The organism is Jiella flava (assembly GCF_017349315.1).
GTDB lineage: Bacteria > Pseudomonadota > Alphaproteobacteria > Rhizobiales > Rhizobiaceae > Jiella > Jiella flava.
In genome coordinates, this window is sequence record NZ_JAFMPP010000009.1 from 67,672 (window position 1) to 91,648 (window position 23,977).

The window sequence follows — 23,977 nt, forward strand, 5'->3', positions numbered from 1 at the left end:
CGTCCGATGGATTGTGCCCGCGCCAGGCATCGGGGGGATTTGGAGCCCCGAATCCATACGCAACCCGGCGGCGCCGCCGCGCCCGGGTCGAATGGCTTTCGACATATGAAACTGCCCTCGTCTAATCCCGCTGCTGTCGAGACTGAAACTCAACGCATTTCGATCAGGCTTTCAGGTCCGCATCTCAAAGCCTTGATTCGGCCATATTAGCGGCTCGCGAGTCGGGTGCAATCTCAATATTTAACTTTATTTGAAACAAATTGACCCGGCGTGGCTTGCGCCGCACCGGGTCTTCTGAATCGCGGCCTGCTTCGTGGTGCGGATCAGTAGCGATAATGCTCTGGCTTGTAGGGGCCTTGCGGCGTTACGCCGATATAAGCTGCCTGCTCTTCCGACAGCTCCGAAAGCCTTGCGCCGAGCTTGCCGAGATGCAGCCGGGCGACTTTTTCATCGAGATGCTTCGGCAGAACGTAGACTTGGTTCTCATACTGTTCACCCTTGGTGAAGAGTTCGATCTGCGCCAGCGTCTGATTGGTGAAGGAGGCCGACATCACGAAGCTCGGGTGGCCGGTGGCGTTGCCGAGGTTGAGCAGGCGGCCTTCCGAAAGAAGGATCATGCGGTTGCCCTTGGCGAATTCGATCATGTCCACTTGCGGCTTGATGTTGGTCCATTTCAGGTTCTTCAGGGCGCCGACCTGGATCTCGTTGTCGAAGTGGCCGATGTTGCCGACGATCGCCATGTCCTTCATCTCGCGCATATGCTCGATGCGGATGACGTCCTTGTTGCCGGTGGTGGTGATGAAGATGTCGGCGGTCGCCGCGACGTCTTCGAGCTGGACGACCTCGAAACCATCCATCGCCGCCTGCAGGGCGCAGATCGGATCGACCTCGGTGACCTTCACCCGGGCGCCGGCGCCGGCGAGCGAGGCCGCTGAGCCCTTGCCGACGTCGCCATAGCCGCAAACCACCGCGACCTTACCGGCCATCATCACGTCGGTGGCGCGGCGGATGCCGTCAACCAGCGACTCCTTGCAGCCGTATTTGTTGTCGAACTTCGACTTGGTGACGCTGTCGTTGACGTTGATCGCAGGGAAGGGGAGGAGGCCCTTCTTCTGCAGCTGGTAGAGCCGGTTGACGCCGGTCGTGGTCTCTTCGGTCACGCCCTTGATGGCGTCGCGCTGCTTGGCGAAGAACCCCGGGGTCGCGGCCATGCGCTTCTTGATCTGAGCAAAAAGCACTTCCTCTTCCTCGCTGCCCGGATTGGACAGGACGTCCTCGCCGGCTTCGGCGCGGGCGCCGAGCAGGATGTACATCGTCGCGTCGCCGCCATCGTCGAGGATCATGTTCGACGGCTGGCCGTCCGGCCACTGGAAGATGCGATCGGTATAGGTCCAGTACTCTTCCAGCGTCTCGCCCTTGATGGCGAAGACCGGCGTGCCGCCGGCGGCGATCGCCGCCGCGGCGTGGTCCTGGGTCGAGAAGATGTTGCAGGAGGCCCAGCGGACCTCGGCGCCGAGCGCCTTCAGTGTCTCGATCAGCACGGCGGTCTGGATGGTCATGTGCAGCGAGCCGGTGATCCGCGCGCCCTTCAGCGGCTGATCGGCCCCGAATTCCTCGCGGCAGGCCATCAGGCCGGGCATTTCGGTCTCGGCGATGATGATTTCCTTGCGGCCGTAATCGGCGAGCGCAATGTCCTTCACGACGTAGTCGGTCTGTTCGCTCATGGTGTCGGAACTCCGTTGTCGGTGTTTTCGGGCGAATGACGGCCGGGATTGCCCCGATCTTCCGGCTGCCTTTAGCAGGCGAGCGCGCTGCCGACAAGAGGATATAAACATTTGCTTATGTCTTGATTGGTTGAATCCAGCTTTCGTTGGAACGTCTTGCCGGTCTAAGGTCGTGCCCCGATTTTCCCTGTTGGAGGAATGACGATGGCGCGGGGCGTCGCAGCGAAGCTTTTGGCAATGGCAATTGCCGTCCCGTGCCTGATGGCGCGCGCCGAGGCTGAGCCGGTGACGCTGCCCGCGCTGCCATCCGCACCTCCTGCCAAGGCAGCCAATGCGACAGAGCTGGTGCTGCCCTATACGCCCTATCTCTTTGACTTTGCGGTGATGTCGCTGCGCAGCGTCGCCGAGATCACCTATACCGGCCGGCGCTATGATCCGATCACCCGCTCGCTGGTGGTGACCGGCCTCGAAGTCCATCGCGACAAGGTGCATTTCCGCGTCGGCCAGATGCGCCTTGGTGCCGATCAACTGATTCTTGACGGCGTCGCCATCGACACGCGTCCGCTGCCGCTCGACCCAACCCTGCGCCAGGTGTTGAAGCATCTGAAGCGACAGATCATTGGCGGTGACGTGGCGGTGGCGATCAATGTCGATGCGCCGCAAGCGAATTATCTCGTGCAGGGGGCAGTTCGGCTGACGGGCATCGGGGCGTTCGACATCAATGCCGATCTCCGCGGTTTTCACGTGCTCGCCCCGTTGTCGACGATGAAGGGCGGCGCTGCGGCCAACGGCCGGCAGCCGCCGGAGGTGCGCGGCCGTCTCGCTTCGGCGGATCTCGCCTTTACCGATCGCGGACTGGTCGAGGCGCTCTATGATGTGCTGGGCGGTAAACAGGGGCTGAAGCCCGAGGCGGCGAAGGCTCTGGCCGTCGGAATTGCCGGGGCGGCGGTGGCAGGTTCGATGGATAAGCTGCCGGGCGGCGCCACGCCAGCGCTTCGCAAGACGGCCGAGGCTTGGTCGGCGGCGGTGCAGGCCTTTCTCAAAGATCCCGAGCGCATTCTTCTCATGTTGAAGCCGACTCAGCCCTTCGATCTGCAGCGTCTGACGGATGGTCCGCTGGACGCCAGGGTCGTTGCGGATCTCAATCCGCAGGTGGTCAACGGGCGTTCTGCCGCGCCGGTGATGATCAAGCCCGCCGATCTGTCGCTGCCGCCGGATGCACCGCTGGCCAAGGTGCTCGCCGTCGCCGAGACGTTGCTCAGCGGACGCGGGACGCCGCAGGATATCGACGGCGCGCTGAAGATGATCATGCCGGTGGCGATCAGCGGCAATCGGGCGGCCGTCGGTCTGTTGGCCAAGGCGATCGCTGTCGATCCATACGCGACCATTCCCCAGGAAAAGCTCGCACCGGTCTATGTTGCTCTGGATCTTGCGGTAGCCGAAGGGTTGCCCTTCGCGGATGAGAGCCTTGCGGCGATCGGCCGACGCCTCAGTCCCGAGGAGGTGGTCGCGGCGGAGGACGAGGCGGTGGCGACGTGGCGCAAGACGCCCGTCGGCGGCCGGCAACGCGCGGCGGAGACCGCGGCATTCCGCTTGCAGGACTGGGATACGGTGCGCCGCTTCGCCTATGCCTATTACGAAGGGGCTGACATGCCCCGCAATCTGATGCGCGCCTATGGCTGGGCGTCGATGGCGGCAGCCGGGGGCGATCGCCTGGCCGCCAAGCTGCGCGACGAGCTGACTCGCGCGGCAGGCGCCGGGAAGATTGTCCTGCCGCTTGATCGGGCGCAGGCGGCGACCGCCAAGCTCTGGACGCTGCTGATGAATGACGAGCGGTCCAAGCCGGGCGATGGGGCCGAAGCGAGCGGCGCTTCGGCGCCCGCCGGGGCAAACGATCAGCAGCGTTCGAGCGAGCAGCCTCCCGCCACCGTCGCGGCGCCGCCCGCTGTGTCGGAGCCTGCCGATGAGGGGGCTCAGACCGATACGGCCCCCGGCCGCGACAAGGCGAGCAAAGGGGCGAGCAACGGGGCGAATTGAAACGCCTGCTGTGTATGACCTAACGATAGTGCGGCTTTGCCTTGACCAACGGCCGCACTGTCACTATACGATCGCAATTCCAGGGATCGGTTCATCCGGTCCTTCTCGCCCTATTCCGCAACCGACTGAACAAGAAGACGGCCCGCGCCCTTTCGCGGCACGAGAGCTGGTCTGACGAACGGAGAAAAAATGTTCGCAGTCATCAAGACCGGTGGCAAGCAGTACCGCGTCGCCACTGAAGACAAATTCACCATCGAGCGCATCGCCGGCGAGGCGGGCGATCTCGTGACCTTCAACGAAGTGCTGATGGTCGGCTCTTCGATTGGCGCTCCCTTCGTCGAAGGGGCGAGCGTCGCGGCCGAGATCGTCGAACAGACCCGTGGCAAGAAGGTTATCTCCTTCAAGAAGCGCCGCCGGCAGAATTCCAAGCGCACCCGTGGTCATCGTCAGGATCTGACCATGATCCGCGTCACCGAGATCCTCACCGACGGCAAGGCGCCGTCCGGCAAAACCAAGGCTGCCAAGGCGCCGAAGCAAGAGACGGCCGACACCGCTGTCGAGAGCGCGGAGACGCCGATGTTCACCACGCCGGCTGGCGCGGCGGATAAGCTGACCAAGATCAAGGGGATCGGTCCGGTCGCCGAGAAGCAGCTGAATGCGCAGGGTATCACCACCTTCGCGCAGATCGCCGGCTTCACCGATGACGAGATTGCCAAGATTGATGCGGCGATGCCTTTCAGCGCCGCGCAGATCACCGAGTGGCGTGAGCAGGCCAAGGCCCTCGCGGCCGAGTAAGATGCAAATTCGACGGGCCGCCGCGCGCTGGCCTGCTGCCTGACCCAGGCAAGGAGATTGAACGATGGCACATAAAAAAGCTGGCGGTTCCTCGCGTAACGGTCGCGATTCGGAATCCAAACGTCTCGGCGTGAAGAAATTCGGCGGCGAAGCCGTGATCCCGGGCAACATCCTCGTGCGTCAACGCGGCACGCGTTGGCATCCGGGCGTCAATGTCGGCCTTGGTAAGGACCATACCCTGTTTGCCAAGGCGGAAGGCACGGTTGCTTTCCAGAAGAAGGCCAACGGCCGAACCTACGTAGCAATTATGCCGAAAGCAGAAGCAGCCGAATGACCGGAGCTTCGAAGCGCCGGCGTTCCAACGACCCGGCGCTGAGAAGACCAGAAGGCATCGCCTGACGGATCGAGCGAAAGGGGAGATGGACCGCCGTCTCCCCTTTTCGCTTGACAGGAAGGACGATGCGATGACGGACGAGGAGACGACCGAGAGACCGAGGGCGCGCGAGCGCGTCACCCGGGCGATCGTGACGCCGAGACTGAGATTGAGGCCGCTGGCACTTGGCGACGCGCCGACGGTCGCGAAACTGCTCGACGATTACGACATCGTCAAGATGCTGTCGCGGTTGCCCTGGCCTTACAGCCTCGACGACGCCGAGAGCTTCATCGCCGATCATGGTGAGGAGACCGTCTTCGCGATTTGCGTCAAAGCGAGCGGGGGTCTGGTCGGTCTCTGCGGCCTTCAGCCGGACGAGACGCGGATGGATCGCGGCGAACTCGGCTTCTGGATCGGGCGCCCGCATTGGGGCAACGGCTATGCAACGGAAGCGGCGCATGCGGCGATCGACTACGGTTTTACCGCGCTTCGGCTCAACGAGATCACCGTGAACTGCCGGGTGATCAACGATGCCTCGCGCCGGGTGATCTGGAAGTGCGGCTTTCGCTTTCGCGGCAACGGCATGATCGACACGGTCGCGGCCGGACGGGTCGCGGCGGAGCATTTCGTTCTCGACCGCTCCTGCTGGCGCTCGCTCAAATCCTGGGGGGAGGCGTGATGGTCGGCGCTGCACAACACGACAGGCGCAAAGAGCTGGGCAGCTTGGGCAGAGAGATCCGCCGTCATGCCCATCTCGCGGTTGTCCTTCTTTTCAGTGCGGTGGTCGTGTTGGCGGGCTGCGTCGGCGCTGAGGCGGCTGGAACGGGCGTTACCCCAGGGGGCAAGCAGCCACGGTTTTCACTGCTGACCTTCTTTGACGGCGATGCCACCTCGCGCGGGATGATCACCACGGCCCTCGTCTTTTCCGAGGCGTTTACCGCGCGATTTGCCGGCAAGGTTTCAGGTAACCGGCTGCGGCTCGACGAGCGGTTTCGCTTCAAGGACGGCATGCGTCTGCAGCGCTGGGATCTCCAGCGCCTTGCCGATGGCACCTATCGTGGCACCGTGCGCACCGAATTGTCCGACGGCACCATGGCACCGCCGGCGGCGGTGAAGGGGCGCAGCTTTGCAGGCGGTGTCGTCCTTGCGTATGACGGTTATGCGCCGGGCGGCGGGCACACCCGACTCGGATTTCGGCACGTGATGCGGCCGGTTTCGCGGGAGACGGTCGAAAACCATGTGACGATCTTTAAATTTGGATTGCCGATCGCCAAGGCCGAGGTCATCTTCCGGCGCGCCGGCGGCAAGCCGAAGCGATGACGGAAACGACGCGGCGGCGGGCCGAAGGGCGGCGCCGGCCATGCATGAGATGCGCGGGCAGGCGGCAACAAGGCCCGGCGCGCAAGACGTTCGAAACGGAAAGACGATGAAGTTTCTCGATCAGGCGAAAGTCTACATTCGGTCCGGCGACGGCGGCGCGGGCTCCGTCTCGTTCCGGCGCGAGAAGTTCATCGAATTCGGCGGGCCGGACGGCGGCGACGGGGGGCGCGGCGGCGATGTCTGGATCGAGGCCGTGCAAGGCCTCAACACGCTGATCGACTATCGCTACCAGCAGCATTTCAAGGCCAAGACCGGCATGCATGGCATGGGCCGCAACCGCAATGGCGGCAAGGGCAGCGACGTGACGCTGAGGGTGCCGGCCGGCACCCAGGTTTTTGCCGAAGACAACGAGACCCTGCTCTTCGATTTGACCGAGATCGGCGAGAAGCACCGCATCGCCGCCGGCGGCAATGGCGGCTTCGGCAACGCTTATTTCAAGTCTTCGGTCAATCAGGCGCCGCGTCACGCCAATCCGGGTCTGCCGGGCGAAGAGATGACGATCTGGCTGCGCTTGAAGCTGATCGCCGATGCCGGGCTCGTCGGGCTGCCGAATGCCGGCAAGTCGACCTTTCTCGCCTCGGTTACCCGGGCGCGGCCGAAAATCGCGGATTATCCCTTTACGACGCTTCATCCCGGCTTGGGCGTTGCCAAGGTCGACGACGCGGAATTCGTCATCGCCGACATTCCCGGCCTGATCGAGGGCGCCCATGAGGGAGTCGGCATCGGCGACCGCTTCCTCGGCCATGTCGAGCGCACCTCGATCCTGTTGCATCTCGTCTCGGCGATGGAGGCGGATGTCGGTAAGGCGTACCAAACCGTACGCCGAGAGCTCGAAGCCTATGGCCACGGCATTGCCGATAAGCCTGAGATCGTCGCGCTGTCGCAGATCGATACGGTGTCGGGTGACGATCGGGGGGCAAAGCTTGCAGACCTCGCCGCTGCCGCCGGTGTCCAGCCTCTGGCGCTGTCGTCGGTCAGCCGTGAGGGCATGACCGAGGCGCTGCGGCGGATGCGGGCGGAGATGACGATGCTTGGCGGATCCGAAGACGGTAAGACTGGGGACGACCGCGAAAGCGCCGACGCCGACGAGGGGAGGGAGGCTTGACCAATCTTCTCGAAGGTCATCGCCGGATCGTCGTCAAGATCGGCTCGTCGCTGCTCGTCGATCGCGAGCGGGGGATGAAGCGGACCTGGCTGGAATCGCTGGGCGAGGACATCGCCCGGCTGGTGGCCGCGGGCCGGCAGCTCGTCGTGGTGTCGTCCGGCGCCATCGCGCTCGGCCGGCAGGTGCTGAAAATGCCGCGCGGCGGGCTGAAGCTTGAAGAATACCAGGCGGCGGCCTCGGTCGGGCAGATCGAACTGTCGCGCACCTATTCGGAGATTTTCGGCCGCCATGGCCTGTTCACCGGCCAGGTGCTGCTCACCCTCGGCGACACCGAGGAGCGGCGGCGCTATCTCAACGCCCGGGCAACGCTGGCGACCTTGCTCGACATGGGCGCGGTTCCGGTGATTAACGAGAACGATACGGTCGCGACCAGCGAAATCCGCTATGGCGACAACGACCGCCTCGCGGCCCGCGTCGCGACGATGATCGACGCTGACCTGCTCATTCTCCTCTCCGACATCGACGGGCTTTACACCGCTCCCCCGGCGGAGGACCCGAATGCGCGGCATCTCCCGCTCGTCGAGAGCATCACGCCGGAAATCGAGGCGATGGCGGGCGCGGCCGGATCGGAGCTGTCGCGCGGCGGCATGAAGACCAAGATCGATGCCGGCAAGATCGCGACCAGCGCGGGAACCGCGATGATCATCACCGCCGGTCAGCGGCTCTATCCGCTCGGGGCCATTGAGCGCGGCGAGCGGGCGACGATGTTCAGCGCCCGCGGCACGCCCCGCAGTGCCCGCAAGCGGTGGATCGGCGGGCACCTCAACATGCATGGCTCGCTGGTGGTCGATGCGGGCGCGGTGGCGGCGCTCGCCTCCGGCAAGAGCCTGCTGTCGGCCGGCGTGGTGTCGGTGCATGGCGATTTTTCCCGGGGCGATCCGGTGCTGGTGACGCGCGCCGATGGTTCAGAGGTGGCGCGCGGCGTCGTCGCCTATGATGCTGATGACGCACGGCGCATCGCCGGCTTGCGCAGTTCGGCGGTCAGCGCGGCCCTCGGCTATGAGGCGCGCGCGGCGATGATCCACCGCGACGACCTGGTGCTTAGCCTGGCGCTCGAAGCCGGCGGCGCGGAGGGGGCTGGGAACACGACGAACGACCGGGAAACGGTCGCGACGCAGTAGGGAGAGCGAAGATGCTCGACAAGACCATAAGCGGCGAGATTTCGGTCTCGGACATGATGGGCGCCATCGGACGCCGCGCCCGCAGCGCCGCCCGTCAACTCGCGACGGTGCCGGCTTCGCAAAAGGATGCCGCGCTGCTTGCCATGGCCGCGGCTTTGAATGCCGCGATCCCGGCGATCCTCGAGGCCAACGGCGCGGATGTCGCGCGGGCCCAGGAGAGCGGCGCGAGCGCCGCCTTCATCGACCGGCTGACGCTGAATGCGGCCCGCGTCGTTGCCATGTCGGAAGGGCTGCGCACGATCGCCGCGCTGCCTGATCCGGTCGGCACGACCATCGCCGCGTGGGAGCGCCCGAATGGCCTTGCGATCGAGCGCGTGCGCACGCCGCTCGGCGTCATCGGCGTGATCTACGAAAGCCGGCCGAATGTCACGGCCGATGCCGGCGCCCTGTGCCTGAAAGCCGGCAATGCGGTGATCCTGCGCGGCGGCTCGGATTCGGCGCAGTCGGCTCGTGCGATCCATGCCGCGCTCGTTGCGGGTCTGACGGTTGCCGGTTTGCCCGAGGATGCGATCCAGATCGTGCCGACCACCGATCGCGCCGCCGTCGGCGACATGCTGAAAGGGCTGTCCGGCAATCTCGACGTTATCGTGCCGCGGGGCGGGCGCTCGCTCGTCGCGCGCGTCCAGGACGAGGCTCGGGTGCCGGTCTTTGCCCATCTCGAAGGCCTTTGCCACGTCTATGTTGACGCGTCGGCGGATCTCTCCATGGCGATCGACATCGTCGTCAATTCCAAGATGCGGCGCACCGGCATTTGCGGCGCGGCGGAAACGCTGCTCGTCGATCGAGCGGTGGCGGCGACTCATCTGGTGCCGATCCTCGAGTCATTGGCGCAAAAGGGCTGCCAGATCCGCGCGACAGACGAGGTGCGGGCGCTGTTTGCCGCAAGCGAACGGGCCGAGCCGGTCGATTTCGACACCGAATATCTCGACGCGATCATCTCGGTGGCTCTGGTCGATGGTGTTGCCGGGGCGATCGCGCATATCGAGCGGCATTCCTCCCACCACACCGAGGCGATCGTCGCCGACGACGCGGCGGCGGTGGCGGCCTTCATGAACGGCATCGATTCGGCCATTCTGCTGCACAACGCCTCGACCCAGTTTGCCGATGGCGGTGAATTCGGCATGGGGGCGGAAATCGGCATCGCCACCGGCAAGATGCATGCCCGTGGTCCGGTCGGCGTCGAGCAGCTGACGAGCTTCAACTACCGCGTCCGCGGCAATGGCCAGACGCGTCCTTGAAGAACGACGGGACGAGTTTCGAACGCGCCCGCGCGGCATCGGCCTTGGCGATTCCGCCCGGCCATCGCGGGATGTGCGTCGGTCTGTTCGGCGGATCGTTCAATCCGCCCCATGACGGGCACCGGCTGGTGGCGGAAACGGCCATGCGCCGTCTTGGCCTGACCCGGCTGTGGTGGATCGTCAGCCCCGGCAATCCGCTCAAGGACCACGGCGTGCTGGCGCCGATCGACGAACGCCTCGATCGCGTCCGGGCGCTCGCCTCGCGCACCCGCACCGACGTCACCGCCTTCGAGGCGCGGTTCCGCGTGCGCTATACCGCCGACACGCTGGCCATCGTGCGCCAGCGCCGCTCCGATCTGAGGCTGGTCTGGGTGATGGGCGCCGACAGCATGGCGACGTTTCATCGGTGGCAGGAATGGCGCTGGATCGCCGAAAACGTCCCGATTGCGGTGGTCGACCGGCCGAACATCACCTTCGCCGCGCTCGCCTCGCCTTTTGCCCGGCGTTATGCCTTTGCGCGGGTCCCCCAGCATGAGGCAAGCAGCCTGCCCTATCGTCCGGCGCCGGCCTGGACATTTCTGTTTGGGCCGCGCAACGCGATGTCGTCGACGAAACTGCGTGGGAAGATGTCATCGCCGTCTTGAAACGGACACGGAACATTGCCTACATTACGTCTGCCGGTGCCATTCCGGCCCGGTCAGTTGCCCCGGAGAAAGGGAAAACGACACTGAGACAAGCGGCTCAAACGAAGGGTGTCTTCGAGATCTCCCCTTCTGAAGCGCCTGCCACCGACGTTTCGGTCGGCGGGACCGCCATCGACCTCGTGATGCAGAGTCTTGAAGACTCAAAGGGCGAGGACATCGTCTCCATCGATCTGAGCGGAAAGTCGGCACTGGCTGACTTCATGGTGGTCGTCTCCGGACGATCGAACCGCCATGTCATGGCCATCGCCGATCATCTGCTTCGCCACCTGAAAGATCACGGCTTCGGGACCGCCAAGGTCGAAGGCCTGCAAAATGGTGACTGGGTGTTGATCGACGCCGGCGATATCATCGTCCATGTCTTCCGGCCGGAAATCCGCAGCTTCTACAATATCGAGAAGATGTGGACGGTCGGCGACGCCGGAGACGCGACGGTCCATTGACCTCCGCGACGTGGCAACGAGGCTCGACCGGCCCTGCCGAGGGGCGGGACCGGTGAGGCTGGCCATCGCCGCCGTCGGGCGCATGAAACAGGGACCGGATCGCGCCTTGGTCGATCGCTATCTCGACCGGTTGTCAAAGGTCGGCGGCGCGGTTGGGCTGGATTTTCGTGGCCTCAAGGAAACCGTCGAGTCGCGGCTCGACACCGTTCCTGCCCGGCGCAGGGACGAAGCGGCGCGGTTGACGACAGGTCTTTCCGAGGACTGCGTGCGGGTCGTGTTCGACGAGCGTGGCAAGAGCCTGTCTTCGGAAGACTTTGCGGCGCTGCTCGGCGACTGGCGCGACGCCGGCCGTCGCGAGGTTTGCTTTTTTCTAGGGGGACCGGACGGACATGATCCGGACCTCGCAGACGGCGCGGAACGGCTCATCGCCTTCGGCAAGATGACCTTTCCCCATCAGATCGCGCGGCTGATGCTGGCCGAGCAACTTTATCGCGCGGCAACGATTCTCGCCGGTCATCCCTATCATCGCGCCTGATCCGTCAGAACGCTCTTCCACCTCGAGGCAATCGCGCGACGGCGTTGCGTGGGGGCCTCAATCGATACCAAACCGTCTTGCCCATCCTCGTCGCGAACGTTGCGATTTGCTACTGTTGTGCGGTGTTATCCGATGACCGCCAACGGTCGACGGCACGGATTTTCCTTGCGGCGGCCTGGTCGCCTTGGCGGACGCGGTTTTCGCTCCGGCGCGGAAGGCGCGACGCGGCGTGCACGCCGGCTGCTGGATGACGATGTCGGACTGCTGCATGGTTGATGGTTTGTTAACGGCCGCACGCCATGATCGCTTGGTTTGCAAACGGGACGGAAGACGGTGACGGCGAGGCGGCGAAGCGGCGAGAAGGGGCGAGGCCTTGCGGCGCGCGGATGCCGCGCTCGCCTGACGGCCGTGTTGTGCTGCGCGGCCGCGCTCGCTCTGGCATCGCTCTCGCCGGCGGTCGCGACGTCGCCGCCTGACATCGACGCCACCGAGGTCGCGTCCATCGCGCCGCCGACATCGGCGGCGATCGAAGCGCGGCAGCAAAAGACCTCGGCCGAACTCGCCGATCTTGCAGCCCGCATCGAGCTTTCGCATGCGACGATCCAGAAGCTCGATGATGAGATCTCGACGGTCGCGGCCGATCGCACCAAGCTGCGCGCCGCATTGGCGACGGCGACCGCGGTCCAGCGCAAGGTCAGCGGCGAGCTCGAAGAGACCGAGAAGCGAATCAACACGCTTGCCACGGAAGAAGACGGCATTCGCTCGTCGCTCGCCTCGCGCCGGGACGTTCTCGCCGAGGTGCTGGGAGCGCTCGAACGGATGGGCCGCAAACCGCCGCCGGCGCTGTTGGTGCGGCCACGCGACGCGCTCGGCGCCGTGCGCAGCGCGATTTTGCTGGGGGCCGTCGTGCCGTCGCTGCGGAAGGAAACCGAGGCGCTGGTCGCCGATCTGGACCGCCTCGCCAAGGTCAAGGCGTCGATCGTCGCAGAGAAGGACCATTTTGCCGCGCAGATGAAGGACCATCGCGAGGAAGAGCTGCGGCTCTCCAAGCTGTTTCAGGAAAAGCAGCGGCTGGAAGCCGAAAGTCGCCAGCAGCGCGCGAGCGAAGGCGAGCGGGCGGCTTTGCTCGCACGCAAGGCCCGCGATCTGAAAGACCTGATTGCCTCGCTGCAGAGCGAAGCGGACACGGCGCGAGCCCGCGAGGCGGCGGCGCAAAAGGAGCAGGAGCGTCAGCTTGCCCTGGCGCAAAAGCGCGCAGCCAAAGCAAATGCCGATCGCGCCGCCGCGACGGAGCGGCTGGCGCTCGAGCGCGCCAATGAGACGACGCATACGGCCAACGGCCAGACCGGCCGGGTCGTCGCATCCCTGCCGAGCGAGACGCCCGGCGCGGATTCGGGCGTGACCGCGGCCGAGACGGCGGGCCCGTCGAACGGTCCGGCTGTGAGCCAAGCCGCAGACGCCGCATCGGCCAGGACTGCGACCGGTGACACCAAGGTGGCGGCGTTGCAGCCCTCGCCAGACGGGGCTGGCCGTTACGATATTGCCGCATTACGAAACAAGACGACGTTACTCGCCCCCGCTGCCCCATTTTCGACACTCAAGGGCCGTTTGTCGAAGCCTGTGCTTGGGAGACAGACCATTGGATTTGGCGACAAGGACGATATCGGTAGGCTCGCGACGGGGGTTTCCTTCGCCGCGCGAGCGGGTGACGTCGTCATCTCGCCGGCAGACGGGACGGTGCTCTATTCCGGTCCCTTCCGGTCCTACGGTCAACTCTTGATCCTCGACGCCGGCGACGGCTATCATATCGTCTTGGCCGGTATGGAGCGGATCGACGTTGCGAGTGGCCAGTTCGTTTCGGCGGGTGAGCCCGTGGCGTTGATGGGCGCTAGACGACTGGCGAGCGTGCAGGTTGCCGAGTTCGGCGCGGCCGAACCCACACTGTATGTCGAGTTTCGCAAGGACGGAAAACCGGTTGATCCGACCCCTTGGTGGACGGAAGAACCCTCTGGAAGGACGAGGAATGATTCGTAAGCTCTCGATACTCTTCGCCGGCGTGCTGATGGGGGCCACGGCGATGACCGTGGTCAGTCAGAGCCAAGGCGTTGCCAATGCAGCCGGGTCCGATACCTATCGACAGCTTGCGATTTTCGGTGACGTGTTCGAGCGCGTTCGCGCCCAGTATGTCACCAAGCCCGATGATCAGCAGTTGGTCGAGTCGGCGATCAACGGCATGCTCACCTCGCTCGATCCGCATTCGAGCTACATGAATGCCAAGGAAGCGGCCGAGATGCGCACCGAGACGCGCGGCCAATTCGGCGGCCTCGGCATCGAAGTCACCATGCAGGACGATCTGGTCAAGGTCGTTTCGCCTTTCGAGGGCACCCCGGCCGACAAGGCGGGCGTTCTCGCCGGCGATCTGATCGCCGAGATCAACGGCGAGCAGGTTCGCGGCCTGACCCTTGGCCAGGCAGTCGACAAGATGAAGGGCGACATCGGCACGACGGTGACGCTGACCATCATCCGTCAGGGCGCGACCAAGCCGATCCGCCTGACGCTGACTCGCGCCGAAATCAAGGTGCCGTCGGTGCGCCACTCGGTCGAGGCGGGCGATGTCGGCTACATCAAGCTGTTGAAGTTCAACGAGCAGACGACGGTCGGCCTCGAGGACGCGATTGCCGATATCAAGCAGAAGGTCGGCGAGAAGAACCTCAAGGGCTACATCCTGGATCTGCGCCGCAATCCGGGCGGTCTGCTCGACGAGGCGGTTTCGGTTTCCGATGCCTTCCTGAAGAAGGGCGAGATCGTCTCGACCCGCGGGCGCAATCCCGACGAGACCCGGCGCTACAATGCCCGGCCCGGTGACGACATCGACGGCAAGCCGCTGATCGTTCTGATCAACGGCGGTTCGGCATCGGCATCGGAGATCGTCGCCGGTGCGCTGCAGGATCAGCGCCGGGCAACGCTGATCGGCACCCGGTCTTTCGGCAAGGGCTCGGTGCAGACCATCATCCCGCTCGGCCAGAACGGTGCGTTGCGATTGACGACGGCGCTCTACTACACGCCGTCGGGCAAATCGATCCAGGGCACGGGCATCAATCCGGACATCACGGTCGCTCAGCCGCTGCCGAAGGAGATCCGCGAGCAGATGGGTCTCGACGGCGAGGATGAGCTGTCGCGCGGTGAATCGTCCTTGCGCGGTCACATCCAGGGCAAGAACGAGACCTCCGAGGGCTCGGGCTCGCTCGACTATGTGCCGCCGGAGACGAAGGACGACATCCAGCTGAACTATGCGATCGATCTTCTGAACGGGAAAAAGCAGAACGCCATGTTCCCGCCGAAGCAGGAGGCGAGTGCCAAGGCGGTGACCGACACGGAAGCCAGCAACAACGCCAAGAACTGACGCGAATGGTGCGGCGCGCTGGCGCCGCATTGCCCGTTCGAGCCAATCGAAAGCCCGGCCGCCATCCTGCGGCCGGGCTTTTTGCGTCGGTCTGAAAGCGCGCCGAGGCACGGCGGTTTACCGATGCCGGAGGTTTTGCTGGCGCGCACTCTGATTGAGCCTCCGCATCGGGCTTTGCCGAAAATCGATTCTGGTTTTTGGGCCGATGCTGTGGGCTGGCTGCGCGGAGCCTAAGGCGAGGCTGGCGAAAGCCTCGAACGCTAGTGATGGGCCCATGTCCATCGAAGGTGAACTTTACCGGCCATTAGGGCTGAAGCATGAACGGCGTCCCGTCGCATGGCGGCTGCCGACGTCGTCCGAAGTGCTGCTTGTCGTCGGCATGCTCACCCTCGCAGCCACCTCCGTGTGGGTGGTGATGCATGGCCATGCGCCGCGGCGGATGGCCGATATTCTCGCCGAGCCAGCGGCGCGGCCGGCGCCGGTCGTCGTCGACAAGCGACCGAAGATCGTCGCGCGTCCGATGGCCGTGCCCCAGGGCCCGACAATCATTACGCCCAACGGAATCAGTCAGCCGGCGACGTTCCGGGTCGAGGATCCCACCGATTATCGCCAGCCGCCATCGATGGCCTATATGCCCGATCCGGCCTTAATCGAAAAAAGCCCATACGGTCCGCTGCCGATCCGCGCGGCCGATGGGCGGCGGCCGTTCGACGTCTATCGCGGCAGCTGGAGCGGCAAGCCAGCCACCCGCATCGCCATCGTCGTCGGCGGCATGGGGATCAGTCAGACCGGCAGCATGGAGGCTGTCGATCAGTTGCCGAAAGGCGTGACCTTCGGCTTTTCGCCCACCGGCAACAGTCTCGATCGCTGGATGCATGCTGCGCGCCGCGGCGGCCACGAATTGCTTCTCCAGGTGCCGCTGGAGCCGTTCGGCTATCCGTCCGTCAATCCAGGCCGTGGCACCTTCACCGTCGCGCAGGCCGCGGCCGGCAAATTCGCCGACCTTTACGCCGCGCTCGGCTCGATGACGAATTATGTCGGCGTGATGAACTACATGGGCGGCCGTTTCGTCGGCGACAAGGCGGCGATGGATCCGTTCATCTCAGAGCTTGGCCGCCGCGGCCTGATGTATTTTGACGACGGGTCGCAGCCGCGCTCGCTCGGTAAGGACACCGCGCTCGTCGATGGCGTGCCGGCGGCAACGGCCAATATCCTGCTCGACGACAGCCAGGATCCGGCGGCGATCGACAAGCAGCTCGACACGTTGGAGAACATCGCTCGGGCGCAGGGCTCGGCGATCGGTGTCGCCTCGGCCTTCGAGCAGTCTATCGAGACGATCGCGGCATGGATTCCGGAGGCTGAAAAGCGCGGCATCGAGATCGTCCCGGTCTCGGCGCTTGCCTATGATCCCGAGGCCAACTGACCCGCTTGTTCTGCGCGGCGCGGCGCCGCGTCAGAAGGGCAGGCCGACGTAGTTTTCCGCAAGCGCCGTCTGCGCCGCTTTGGATCCGGCGAGGACGTCGAATTCGGCCTCCTGGATGCGATGGCCGAAGCTGCCGTCGTCTTCGAAGCGATGAATCATCGCGGTGAACCACCAAGAGAAGCGCTCGGCCTTCCAGACCCTTGCAAGGGCATCCGGCGAATAGCTGCCAAGCAGGCCGTCGTCGCGATCTTGATAATGGGCGATGAAGGCGCGGGCGAGATAGTGGACGTCGGAGACCGCCAGATTGAGGCCCTTGGCGCCGGTCGGCGGCACGATATGGGCGGCGTCGCCGGCAAGGAACAGCGTGCCATGGCGCATCGGCTCGGCGACGAAGGAGCGCAGCGGCGCGATCGATTTTTCAATCGACGGGCCGCGCTGCAGACGGTCGGCGACATGGCTCGGCAGCCGCGCGGACAGTTCGTCGAAGAAGCGCGTGTCCGACCAATCCTCGACGCGCTCGCCGAGGCGGCACTGAACGTAATAGCGCGACAGTTGCGGATTGCGCATCGAGCAGAGGGCGAAGCCGCGGGCGTGATGGGCGTAGATCAGCTCGTCTTGGATCGGCGGCTTGCGCACCAGGATGCCGAGCCAGCCGAAGGGATAGACCCGCTCGAAGGTTTCCAGCGCCGCCGGCGGAATGATGCTGCGGCAAACGCCATAGAAGCCATCGCAGCCGGCGACGAAATCGCAGTCGATCCGCTGCGTGCCGCCACTTTCGGTGTGAAAGGTGACGAAGGGAGTGGTCGTCGCCACGTCCCCGGGCTGGACGTCCAGTGCCTCATGGATGACGGCAACTCCGGCCGCGTCGAGGGCGTCGTAGAGGTCGCGGGTGATTTCGGTCTGGCCGTAGACCATGACCGTCTTGCCGCCGGTGAGGTCGCGCAGATCGATATGCAGCATCGCGCCCCGCCAGGCGATGTCGAAGCCGTCATGAACGAGGCCCTGGCGGTCCATCCGCGCGCCGACCCCGGCGCTGCGCAGCAAGTCGGTCGTGCCCTGTTCCAGCACGCCCGCCCGAATGCGCGACAGAACATAGTTGCGGCTTCTGCGCTCCAGCACGACGCATTCGATGTCAGCGCGATGCAACAGCAGGGCGAGCAGAAGACCCGCCGGGCCGCCGCCGACCACCACCACCTGTGTCCGCTTGACGGCCTTGGCCGACATGGCGCTCATGTTCACCTCCCCAGGCGGATCGACCGGATCGCGTGATGGCTTCTCAATGACGCGTGGGGTACGATCGGAACCCGCGATCAGATATCGAAAAAGATCGTCTCCTTTTCGCCTTGCAAGACGATGTCGTGGCGATAGGTCGGGCGGCCGTCCTCCATTGCCCGCGGCGCGATCAGCGTCGGAACCCGCGAGCGATGTTCGATCCGCGACAGGATCGGATCGGCCGCGTTGGCGGTCTCTTCGTCGCCGAAATAAAGCCGCGTGTGCAAGCCGATATTGATCCCGCGCGCGACGATCCAGAGCGTGATGTGCGGCGCCTGGGGCCGGCTGTTCTTGAACGGGACGGCGCCGGGCTTGATCGTGTCGAAGGTGAATTCGCCGCTCGTCATGTCGCCGGCCGAGCGCCCGAAACCGGTAAAATGCGGATCGGCCTTGCCGCGGGTTTCCTGGGGCGAGGGATAGAGGCCGTCGGCATCGGCCTGCCAGACCTCGACCAACGCATCCTTCAAAGCGATGCCGACCCCGTCGAAGACCCGGCCGATGATCCGGATCCGCTCGCCGCGGGTCTCTGGCTGCAGCATCATCGCGCCGAGATCGCGTGGAAAGACGCCCTCGATGCCGCAGACATTTGGTGTGCAGCCGATGTGGACATAGGGACCGGCGGTCTGCGACGGGCTTTCCTTCAGGCGGTCGAGAGACTGGACCATCAGTTGCCCTCCATCCGGTTTTCGAACAGCGTCGAGCGGCGGCCGCGCAGGACGATGTCGAATTTGTAGGCCCGGGCGTCCATCGGCACGGTGTTGGCCAGGTCGAGCGGTGCGATCAGCCGCTCGATCGCGGCTCGGTCGGGAATGGTCGAGACGATCGGGCACTTCCAGATCAACGGGTCGCCCTCGAAATACATCTGGGTGATCAGCCGCTGGGCAAAGCCATGGCCGAAGATCGAAAAGTGGATGTGCGCCGGACGCCAATCGTTCGGACCGTTCGGCCAGGGGTAGGGGCCGGGCATGATGGTGCGGAAGCGATAGGAGCCGTCCTCTGCCGAGAGGGTGCGGCCGCAGCCGCCGAAATTCGGATCGAGCGGCGCCAGATAGGTTTCCTTCTTGTGTCGATAGCGCCCACCGGCATTGGCCTGCCACACCTCGATCAGAGCGCCCGGCACCGGCCGCGCATCCTCGTCGAGCACCCGTCCATGGACGATGATGCGGGGGCCGATCGGATCGCCGTCCTTGGCGAAATTGCGGATCATGTCGTCATCGAGCGGCCCGAGCGTCTCCTGGCCAAAGACCGGACCGGTCATCTCCGACAGCGTGTTGTCGAGGGCGACCAACGCCCGCTGCGGTGATCGGGTGACACTGGTCTTATAGGCGGGGCTGAGGGCCGGCGGATGCCAGCGGCGATCGCGCTGATAGAAGGATCCTGCGCTCATCGGCTTTCTCCTCCATGCGGCATCTTCATCTCGCCATAGACCTGCTTGGCGATCTTGATCGCGTGATTGGCGGCCGGGACACCGGCATAGACCGCGACATGCAAAAGGGCTTCGACCACATCCTCGCAGCTTGTGCCGGTGTTTGCCGTGGCGCGGATATGCATCGCCAACTCCTCGTCCTGGCCGAGGGCGGCGAGCAGCGCGATGGTCACGATTGAGCGCTCGCGCTTGGAAAAATGCGGCCGCGACCAGACCGATCCCCACGCGCCCTCGGTGATGAAGGTCTGGAAGTCGCGGTCGATGGGCGAGGCGGCCGCCTGCGCGCGATCGACGTGAGCATCGCCCAGAACGGCGCGCCGCGTCGCCATTCCAAGCCTGTAGCGATCGTCGGCGTCTTGAGACATTGGCGTTGCACTCCTCCCGGACCGCCAATATGAAAGTTCGAAAAATTCATGTAAAATGAATTAAAACTGATTTTATATAACCGTTAGATTATGGAAATAGACAAGCGGATCAAGATTCGGCATCTGCGGACCTTCGTTGAAGTGGCCCGTTCGGCGAGTGTCGGCCGCGCCGGCGAACGGATGCACGTGTCCCAACCCGCAGTCTCGAAGACCCTCGCCGAGCTCGAGTCCATTCTCGGTGCGCGGCTGATGGAGCGCAATCGCAGCGGCGTTTCGCTGACACCGGTCGGCCAGATGTTCCACGCTTATGCAAGCTCAAGCTTGGCAGCGCTCCGGCAGGGCATCGAGGGGGTGTCGCAAACCTTGGTCGCGGGCGGGCTGCGCCTGTCGATTGGCGCCCTACCATCGGTCGCCGCGCGGATCGTGCCGGATGCCGCGGTCGAGATGGGGCGGATCGCGCCGGAGGTCGGGCTGGAAATCGTCACCGGGCCGAGCGCCTATCTGACGAGCGAACTCACCGGCGGTACTCTCGATCTGATCATCGGCCGGCTGGGCCATCCGGAAGCGATGAGCGGGCTGAGTTTCTCGCAGCTTTATTCCGAGCGCATCAGCCTTGTTGTCAGGCCGGGCCACCCGCTGGTCGAATGCAGCGATATCAACGCCATCGCCGATTACGAGATCATCTTTCCCAACCGCGATGCGGCGATCCGCATCCTTGCTGAGCAGTTCTTCATCGCGCAGGCGATCCCCCGCGGCGGCCATCGCATCGAGACCGTCGCGGAGACGTTCGGCCGCGCCTATGTGCGCAAGAGCGACGCGGTGTGGGTGATTTCGTCGGGCGTCGTCGCCCTCGACGTCGCCGAGGGCATGCTCGTCGAGCTGCCGATCCGGATGCCGGAAACGCTTGGGCCGGTGGGGCTGACCATGCGCGGCGACGGCGATCCGTCGCCGGCGCTGCGGCTGTTCATGGAGGCGGTGCGACGCACCGTCACCGCGCTGCATCTGTCGAACTGACGGGCGCTTCAGGCATTATTCCTTGACGAGGATGGTGTCGCGAACCTCGATGCCGAAACCGGTGAGGCCGACATAGGCCCGCTCATGGGTGGCCAGAACCGCGATCGATCCGACGCCGAGATCGCGCAGGATCTGCGCGCCGACGCCAACCTCGCGCCAGCGCTGCTGCCGGACACGGGCGCTCTGATGGCGCTCGCCGTCGGCGATCGGCTCGTCGCTTGCCTGTGCTGGGGCTTCAAAGTCATCAATCTGCGGGGTTCGCAGAAGCATGATGATGCCCTGGCCAGCGGCCTTGATCGTCTCGATCGCGATATCCATCCAACTGCGGCTGTCGCCGACCCGCGACAGCATGTCGAGCACCGGCTGTTCGCGATGGATCCGGGTCGGAACGTTGTCGCGGCCGCGCACCTCGCTATGGACGAAGACGACGTGCTGGGTTTCGTCGAAGGGAGTCTCGTAGATCCGGATCTTGCCGGCAAGACCGCCGAGCTTGAAGTTTTCCTCGCGGACGCAAGAGACGAAGGATTCGCGCCGGATGCGATAGGAGATCAGATCCTCGATTGAGATGATCTTCAGGCCGTGTTCGCGCGCGAACGCAACTAGCTCCGGCAGTCGCTTCACCGTGCCGTCGTCATTGACGATCTCGGCAAGCACGCCGCCGGCTTCGAGCCCCGCGAGGCGGGCGAGATCGACACCGGCTTCGGTGTGGCCCGAGCGGATGAGCACCCCGCCTTCGCGGGCGATCAGCGGGAAGATGTGGCCGGGGCGGATGAAGTCGGTCGGGGCGCAATTGCCGTTCATCAGCGCCCGGCAGGTATTGGCACGCTCCTCCGCCGCGATGCCCGTCGTCATGCCGACCTTGTAGTCGACCGAGATGGTAAATGCAGTGCGCATCGGATCGAGATTGTTGGCGACCATCGGCGGCAGATTCAGCGCCGCGGCCCGATCGCCGGTCATCGGCACGCAGATGATGCCGCTGGTGTGGCGGATCATGAACGCCATCTTTTCCGGCGTCGCCTTGGACGCCGCCATGATCAGATCGCCTTCATTCTCCCGGTCGGTGTCGTCGACGACGACGACCAGATCCCCTTGCGCGATGGCGGCGATCGCGTCCTCGATCCGGTCGAGCGTCAGATCCTGTTCGGTCATGGTCGGTCCCTGTCCGTGAAGGCGCCGGACCCGAGCGTCTGGTCCAGGCGTTGGAGGCAGCGTGCCGGGGTTTTACGGCCCGCGGCGGGGAAGAAGCAACCGTGTGGGCCTGTTCGGCTGTCAGCCGCGACCGCGATAAGTCGGCACGCCTTGATCCGGCAGATAGACGCCCTCCGGGACCGGGCCGGACTGCCAGAAAACGTCGATCGGAATGCCGCCGCGCGGATACCAATAGCCGCCGATCCGCAGCCACAAAGGTTCAGTCGCCGCCATCACCCGGCGCCCGATCATCACCGTGCAGTCCTCATGAAAGGCGCCGTGATTGCGAAAGCTTGTTAGGAAGAGCTTCAGCGACTTCGACTCGACGAGGCGCGCATCCGGCGCGTAGTCGATCACGATATGGGCGAAATCCGGCTGGCCGGTCACCGGGCAGAGCGAGGTGAATTCCGGACAGGTGAAGCGCACGATCGCCGGTGGTCCGTCGCCGCGCCTGTAGGGCACGGTCTCGAGCACTGCCTCTTCCGGCGAGGCGGCCGGCCGGCTGTCGCGGCCAAGCTGGGTAAGGTTTTCCGTGGTCATGGCCCAAACTCCAAAGGCAGATGCGCAGAGGTGATCCGCTTTAAGCCGCTTGCCGTTCCCGTTGACAAGTGGTCCGATCCCGAACGGTGGGGCATGCTGAAGGAATCTCTGCGTCCCGCGTCTGGTCCGCACCGCGATCATGACGCAGGTTTGCAGACGTGAGGAGGCATTGTTGCTCGACAAGCTGGAATATTTAATCGCGCTCGCGGCCGAGAAGCATTTCGGACGCGCCGCGGATCGACTGGGGATTACCCAGCCGACCTTGTCTGCGGGCATTCGCCAGCTCGAAGAGCGGCTCGGAACGACTCTCGTCAATCGCGGCTCGCGCTTTCGCGGGCTGACGGAGGAGGGCGAGCGCGCCTTGGCCTGGGCGCGGCGTATCACCGATGACGTGCGGACCATGCGCGAAGAGGTGCACACGGTTCGGCGGGGGCTGTCCGGGCATTTGCGCATCGGCGCGATCCCGACGAGTCTGGCGATCGTCTCTCGATTGACCGCGCCGTTTCATCAAAAGCATGAGAACGTTACCTTCGAGGTGTTCTCCCAGACGGCCACCGAAATCCTCGCGGCGATCGAAAATTTCGAGATCGACGTCGGCATCACCTATCTCGACGACGTCCGGCTGCGTCGGCTCGATACGCGGGTGCTCTATGAAGAAAATTATTGCCTGGTAACCCGCCGCGATGGCGCGCTCGGCAAGCGCGATGCGGTCAGTTGGGAAGAGGTGGCGCGGCTGAAGCTCGGCATGCTGAGCCCGTCGATGCAGAACCGTCAAATTCTTAATCGCCATCTTGAAGCCGGGGGACGGCGGGTTCGCGCGGTGATGGAATCGAACTCAATGATCGCGCTGTTGTCGCAAGCTCGCCTTGCCGGCATCGCCACGGTCATGCCCTATCGCTCGGCGGCGCTCCTTGGCCTCGCCGAACCGCTGGTCGCGATTCCGATCACCGGTCCGGATGTCGGCTACGAGATCGGTCTCGTTACCGCCAAGCGCGAGCTGCGCCCCCCGATCGTTGCCTCGTTCTGGGAGGATGCACGTTTGGTCGAGGCGATTTGACTCGTCCGGGGGACGTGATCGACGGGGCTTTGCCCAGCCGAGTTTTTTCGTCCCCAGGCGGCTTCGAGCGTCCGGTTATCGAGCCCATGGCGCGTTGGCTAAGCGTCGCCTTCTATCGTTGTGATAGAAATCTTCTATCGCAAGACGAGGATTATCACTTGATTCAAGGCCGACGGGGGTGTTCGGTCCCTAGAAGGATTCAAATACGGTTGCGGGAGGTAAGCGCTTGGTTTCGCAAGCGAGATACGACGAGGCAGAGGTTGCGGAGCTGATTGAGGAGCGGCGCGGGCTGGAAGGTCCGATGCTGCCGATCCTGCACGCGATCCAGGCGCGCTTCGGTCATGTGCCCGACGCAGCCGTGCGCCAGATCGCGGCGGCGCTCAATCTGACCCGGGCCGAAGTCTATGGCGTGGTCAGCTTCTATCACGACTTCCACAAGGAACCACGCGGCCGGCACGTCTTGAAGGTTTGCCGGGCGGAAGCCTGTCAGGCGGCGGGCGGTGACCGGGTGGCCGGGGCCATCGAGGCGGCGCTGGGCATCGGCTTTGGCGAGACGACTCCGGACGGGCAGGTGACGCTGGAAGCGGTCTATTGCCTCGGTCTTTGCGCGACGGCGCCCTCGGCCATGCTCGATCGCCGGGTCGTCGGGCGGCTCAGCGAGTCGCGGGTCGGTGCGTTGATCGAGGAGGCCCGGCTGTGACCAAGCTTTTCATTCCA

The 23,977-nt window shown here is 64.7% G+C and carries 24 protein-coding genes; 17 read left to right on the top strand and 7 right to left on the bottom strand.

What is annotated here, in order from left to right; all coding sequences use genetic code 11:
- Positions 1-323: 323 nt before the first annotated feature.
- Positions 324-1,724 carry an adenosylhomocysteinase gene (gene ahcY / locus J1C48_RS11675; protein WP_207258031.1) on the bottom strand — a complete coding sequence of 467 codons (1,401 nt, stop codon included), beginning with the start codon at positions 1,722-1,724 and terminating at the stop codon, positions 324-326.
- Positions 1,725-1,928: 204 nt separating this feature from the next.
- Between ahcY and J1C48_RS11680 the strand changes: the two genes are divergently transcribed.
- The 14 genes from J1C48_RS11680 to J1C48_RS11745 all read left to right on the top strand — a co-directional run bounded on the left by J1C48_RS11680 (position 1,929) and on the right by J1C48_RS11745 (position 16,398).
- Entirely contained in the window at positions 1,929-3,761 is a 1,833-nt protein-coding gene (locus J1C48_RS11680; protein WP_207258032.1) for a hypothetical protein, read from the top strand.
- 189 nt (positions 3,762-3,950) lie between these two features.
- Positions 3,951-4,556, top strand: a complete 606-nt coding sequence (locus J1C48_RS11685) for a 50S ribosomal protein L21 (RefSeq protein WP_207258033.1) — start codon at positions 3,951-3,953, stop codon at positions 4,554-4,556.
- Positions 4,557-4,620: 64 nt separating this feature from the next.
- Positions 4,621-4,890 carry a 50S ribosomal protein L27 gene (gene rpmA / locus J1C48_RS11690; RefSeq protein ID WP_207258034.1) on the top strand — a complete coding sequence of 90 codons (270 nt, stop codon included), beginning with the start codon at positions 4,621-4,623 and terminating at the stop codon, positions 4,888-4,890.
- A 130-nt stretch (positions 4,891-5,020) separates the two neighbouring features.
- Positions 5,021-5,608: a GNAT family N-acetyltransferase gene (locus J1C48_RS11695; RefSeq protein WP_207258035.1), complete on the top strand. Its 588-nt coding sequence runs from the start codon at positions 5,021-5,023 to the stop codon at positions 5,606-5,608.
- A gap of 44 nt (positions 5,609-5,652) precedes the next feature.
- Positions 5,653-6,249: a DUF3833 family protein gene (locus J1C48_RS11700; RefSeq protein WP_207258036.1), complete on the top strand. Its 597-nt coding sequence runs from the start codon at positions 5,653-5,655 to the stop codon at positions 6,247-6,249.
- Between the two features lie 106 nt (positions 6,250-6,355).
- Positions 6,356-7,414 (top strand): GTPase ObgE, encoded by a 1,059-nt coding sequence (gene obgE, locus J1C48_RS11705; protein ID WP_207258037.1) that lies wholly within the window; start codon positions 6,356-6,358, stop codon positions 7,412-7,414.
- Positions 7,411-8,595 carry a glutamate 5-kinase gene (proB, locus tag J1C48_RS11710; protein WP_207258038.1) on the top strand — a complete coding sequence of 395 codons (1,185 nt, stop codon included), beginning with the start codon at positions 7,411-7,413 and terminating at the stop codon, positions 8,593-8,595. The genes obgE and proB overlap by 4 nt, the downstream gene beginning before the upstream one ends.
- Before the next feature lie 11 nt (positions 8,596-8,606).
- Entirely contained in the window at positions 8,607-9,893 is a 1,287-nt protein-coding gene (locus J1C48_RS11715; protein WP_207258039.1) for a glutamate-5-semialdehyde dehydrogenase, read from the top strand.
- A 50-nt stretch (positions 9,894-9,943) separates the two neighbouring features.
- Positions 9,944-10,537, top strand: coding sequence for a nicotinate-nucleotide adenylyltransferase (locus J1C48_RS11720; protein WP_207258117.1), 594 nt, complete (start codon positions 9,944-9,946; stop codon positions 10,535-10,537).
- A gap of 41 nt (positions 10,538-10,578) precedes the next feature.
- The gene (gene rsfS / locus J1C48_RS11725) at positions 10,579-11,037 is read left to right on the top strand and encodes a ribosome silencing factor (RefSeq protein ID WP_425523500.1); all 459 of its coding nucleotides are present in this window, start codon (positions 10,579-10,581) and stop codon (positions 11,035-11,037) included.
- Between the two features lie 52 nt (positions 11,038-11,089).
- The gene (gene rlmH, locus J1C48_RS11730) at positions 11,090-11,572 is read left to right on the top strand and encodes a 23S rRNA (pseudouridine(1915)-N(3))-methyltransferase RlmH (RefSeq protein WP_207258041.1); all 483 of its coding nucleotides are present in this window, start codon (positions 11,090-11,092) and stop codon (positions 11,570-11,572) included.
- A gap of 333 nt (positions 11,573-11,905) precedes the next feature.
- Positions 11,906-13,606 (top strand): peptidoglycan DD-metalloendopeptidase family protein, encoded by a 1,701-nt coding sequence (locus J1C48_RS19175; RefSeq protein ID WP_207258042.1) that lies wholly within the window; start codon positions 11,906-11,908, stop codon positions 13,604-13,606.
- A complete protein-coding gene (locus tag J1C48_RS11740) occupies positions 13,596-14,975 on the top strand; it encodes a S41 family peptidase (RefSeq protein WP_207258043.1) in 1,380 nt (459 codons plus the stop codon). The genes J1C48_RS19175 and J1C48_RS11740 overlap by 11 nt, the downstream gene beginning before the upstream one ends.
- Before the next feature lie 274 nt (positions 14,976-15,249).
- The gene (locus J1C48_RS11745) at positions 15,250-16,398 is read left to right on the top strand and encodes a divergent polysaccharide deacetylase family protein (protein WP_207258044.1); all 1,149 of its coding nucleotides are present in this window, start codon (positions 15,250-15,252) and stop codon (positions 16,396-16,398) included.
- Between the two features lie 30 nt (positions 16,399-16,428).
- Here J1C48_RS11745 and pobA read toward each other — a convergent pair whose 3' ends face one another.
- From pobA to pcaC, 4 genes are all read right to left on the bottom strand, one after another.
- A complete protein-coding gene (gene pobA / locus J1C48_RS11750; RefSeq protein ID WP_231081739.1) occupies positions 16,429-17,631 on the bottom strand; it encodes a 4-hydroxybenzoate 3-monooxygenase in 1,203 nt (400 codons plus the stop codon).
- Positions 17,632-17,708: 77 nt separating this feature from the next.
- Positions 17,709-18,335, bottom strand: coding sequence for a protocatechuate 3,4-dioxygenase subunit alpha (gene pcaG, locus J1C48_RS11755; protein ID WP_207258045.1), 627 nt, complete (start codon positions 18,333-18,335; stop codon positions 17,709-17,711).
- Positions 18,335-19,057, bottom strand: coding sequence for a protocatechuate 3,4-dioxygenase subunit beta (gene pcaH, locus J1C48_RS11760; RefSeq protein ID WP_207258046.1), 723 nt, complete (start codon positions 19,055-19,057; stop codon positions 18,335-18,337). Before pcaH ends, pcaG begins: the two co-directional genes overlap by 1 nt.
- Positions 19,054-19,461, bottom strand: a complete 408-nt coding sequence (gene pcaC, locus J1C48_RS11765; protein WP_207258047.1) for a 4-carboxymuconolactone decarboxylase — start codon at positions 19,459-19,461, stop codon at positions 19,054-19,056. Before pcaC ends, pcaH begins: the two co-directional genes overlap by 4 nt.
- 90 nt (positions 19,462-19,551) lie before the next feature.
- Here pcaC and pcaQ point away from each other — a divergent pair, with 90 nt between their 5' ends.
- Positions 19,552-20,475 (top strand): pca operon transcription factor PcaQ, encoded by a 924-nt coding sequence (gene pcaQ / locus J1C48_RS11770; protein ID WP_207258048.1) that lies wholly within the window; start codon positions 19,552-19,554, stop codon positions 20,473-20,475.
- 15 nt (positions 20,476-20,490) lie between these two features.
- Here pcaQ and ribB read toward each other — a convergent pair whose 3' ends face one another.
- Together ribB and queF are read right to left on the bottom strand one after the other, a co-directional pair.
- On the bottom strand, positions 20,491-21,624 hold the full coding sequence (gene ribB, locus J1C48_RS11775; RefSeq protein WP_207258049.1) for a 3,4-dihydroxy-2-butanone-4-phosphate synthase: 1,134 nt from the start codon (positions 21,622-21,624) through the stop codon (positions 20,491-20,493).
- A 120-nt stretch (positions 21,625-21,744) separates the two neighbouring features.
- Positions 21,745-22,203, bottom strand: coding sequence for a preQ(1) synthase (gene queF / locus J1C48_RS11780; protein ID WP_207258050.1), 459 nt, complete (start codon positions 22,201-22,203; stop codon positions 21,745-21,747).
- 172 nt (positions 22,204-22,375) lie between these two features.
- Here queF and J1C48_RS11785 point away from each other — a divergent pair, with 172 nt between their 5' ends.
- Together J1C48_RS11785 and J1C48_RS11790 are read left to right on the top strand one after the other, a co-directional pair.
- Positions 22,376-23,260, top strand: coding sequence for a LysR family transcriptional regulator (locus J1C48_RS11785; protein WP_207258051.1), 885 nt, complete (start codon positions 22,376-22,378; stop codon positions 23,258-23,260).
- A 226-nt stretch (positions 23,261-23,486) separates the two neighbouring features.
- A complete protein-coding gene (locus J1C48_RS11790) occupies positions 23,487-23,960 on the top strand; it encodes a formate dehydrogenase subunit gamma (protein WP_207258052.1) in 474 nt (157 codons plus the stop codon).
- Positions 23,961-23,977: the final 17 nt, after the last annotated feature.

Coding starts and splice junctions, on each gene's coding strand:
- ahcY (WP_207258031.1), bottom strand. CDS start 1,724: ATGAGCGAACAGACCGACTACGTCGTGAAGGACATTGCGCTCGCCGAT.
- J1C48_RS11680 (WP_207258032.1), top strand. CDS start 1,929: ATGGCGCGGGGCGTCGCAGCGAAGCTTTTGGCAATGGCAATTGCCGTC.
- J1C48_RS11685 (WP_207258033.1), top strand. CDS start 3,951: ATGTTCGCAGTCATCAAGACCGGTGGCAAGCAGTACCGCGTCGCCACT.
- rpmA (WP_207258034.1), top strand. CDS start 4,621: ATGGCACATAAAAAAGCTGGCGGTTCCTCGCGTAACGGTCGCGATTCG.
- J1C48_RS11695 (WP_207258035.1), top strand. CDS start 5,021: ATGACGGACGAGGAGACGACCGAGAGACCGAGGGCGCGCGAGCGCGTC.
- obgE (WP_207258037.1), top strand. CDS start 6,356: ATGAAGTTTCTCGATCAGGCGAAAGTCTACATTCGGTCCGGCGACGGC.
- J1C48_RS11715 (WP_207258039.1), top strand. CDS start 8,607: ATGCTCGACAAGACCATAAGCGGCGAGATTTCGGTCTCGGACATGATG.
- J1C48_RS11740 (WP_207258043.1), top strand. CDS start 13,596: ATGATTCGTAAGCTCTCGATACTCTTCGCCGGCGTGCTGATGGGGGCC.
- J1C48_RS11745 (WP_207258044.1), top strand. CDS start 15,250: ATGTCCATCGAAGGTGAACTTTACCGGCCATTAGGGCTGAAGCATGAA.
- pobA (WP_231081739.1), bottom strand. CDS start 17,631: ATGAGCGCCATGTCGGCCAAGGCCGTCAAGCGGACACAGGTGGTGGTG.
- pcaG (WP_207258045.1), bottom strand. CDS start 18,335: ATGGTCCAGTCTCTCGACCGCCTGAAGGAAAGCCCGTCGCAGACCGCC.
- pcaH (WP_207258046.1), bottom strand. CDS start 19,057: ATGAGCGCAGGATCCTTCTATCAGCGCGATCGCCGCTGGCATCCGCCG.
- pcaC (WP_207258047.1), bottom strand. CDS start 19,461: ATGTCTCAAGACGCCGACGATCGCTACAGGCTTGGAATGGCGACGCGG.
- pcaQ (WP_207258048.1), top strand. CDS start 19,552: ATGGAAATAGACAAGCGGATCAAGATTCGGCATCTGCGGACCTTCGTT.
- ribB (WP_207258049.1), bottom strand. CDS start 21,624: ATGACCGAACAGGATCTGACGCTCGACCGGATCGAGGACGCGATCGCC.
- queF (WP_207258050.1), bottom strand. CDS start 22,203: ATGACCACGGAAAACCTTACCCAGCTTGGCCGCGACAGCCGGCCGGCC.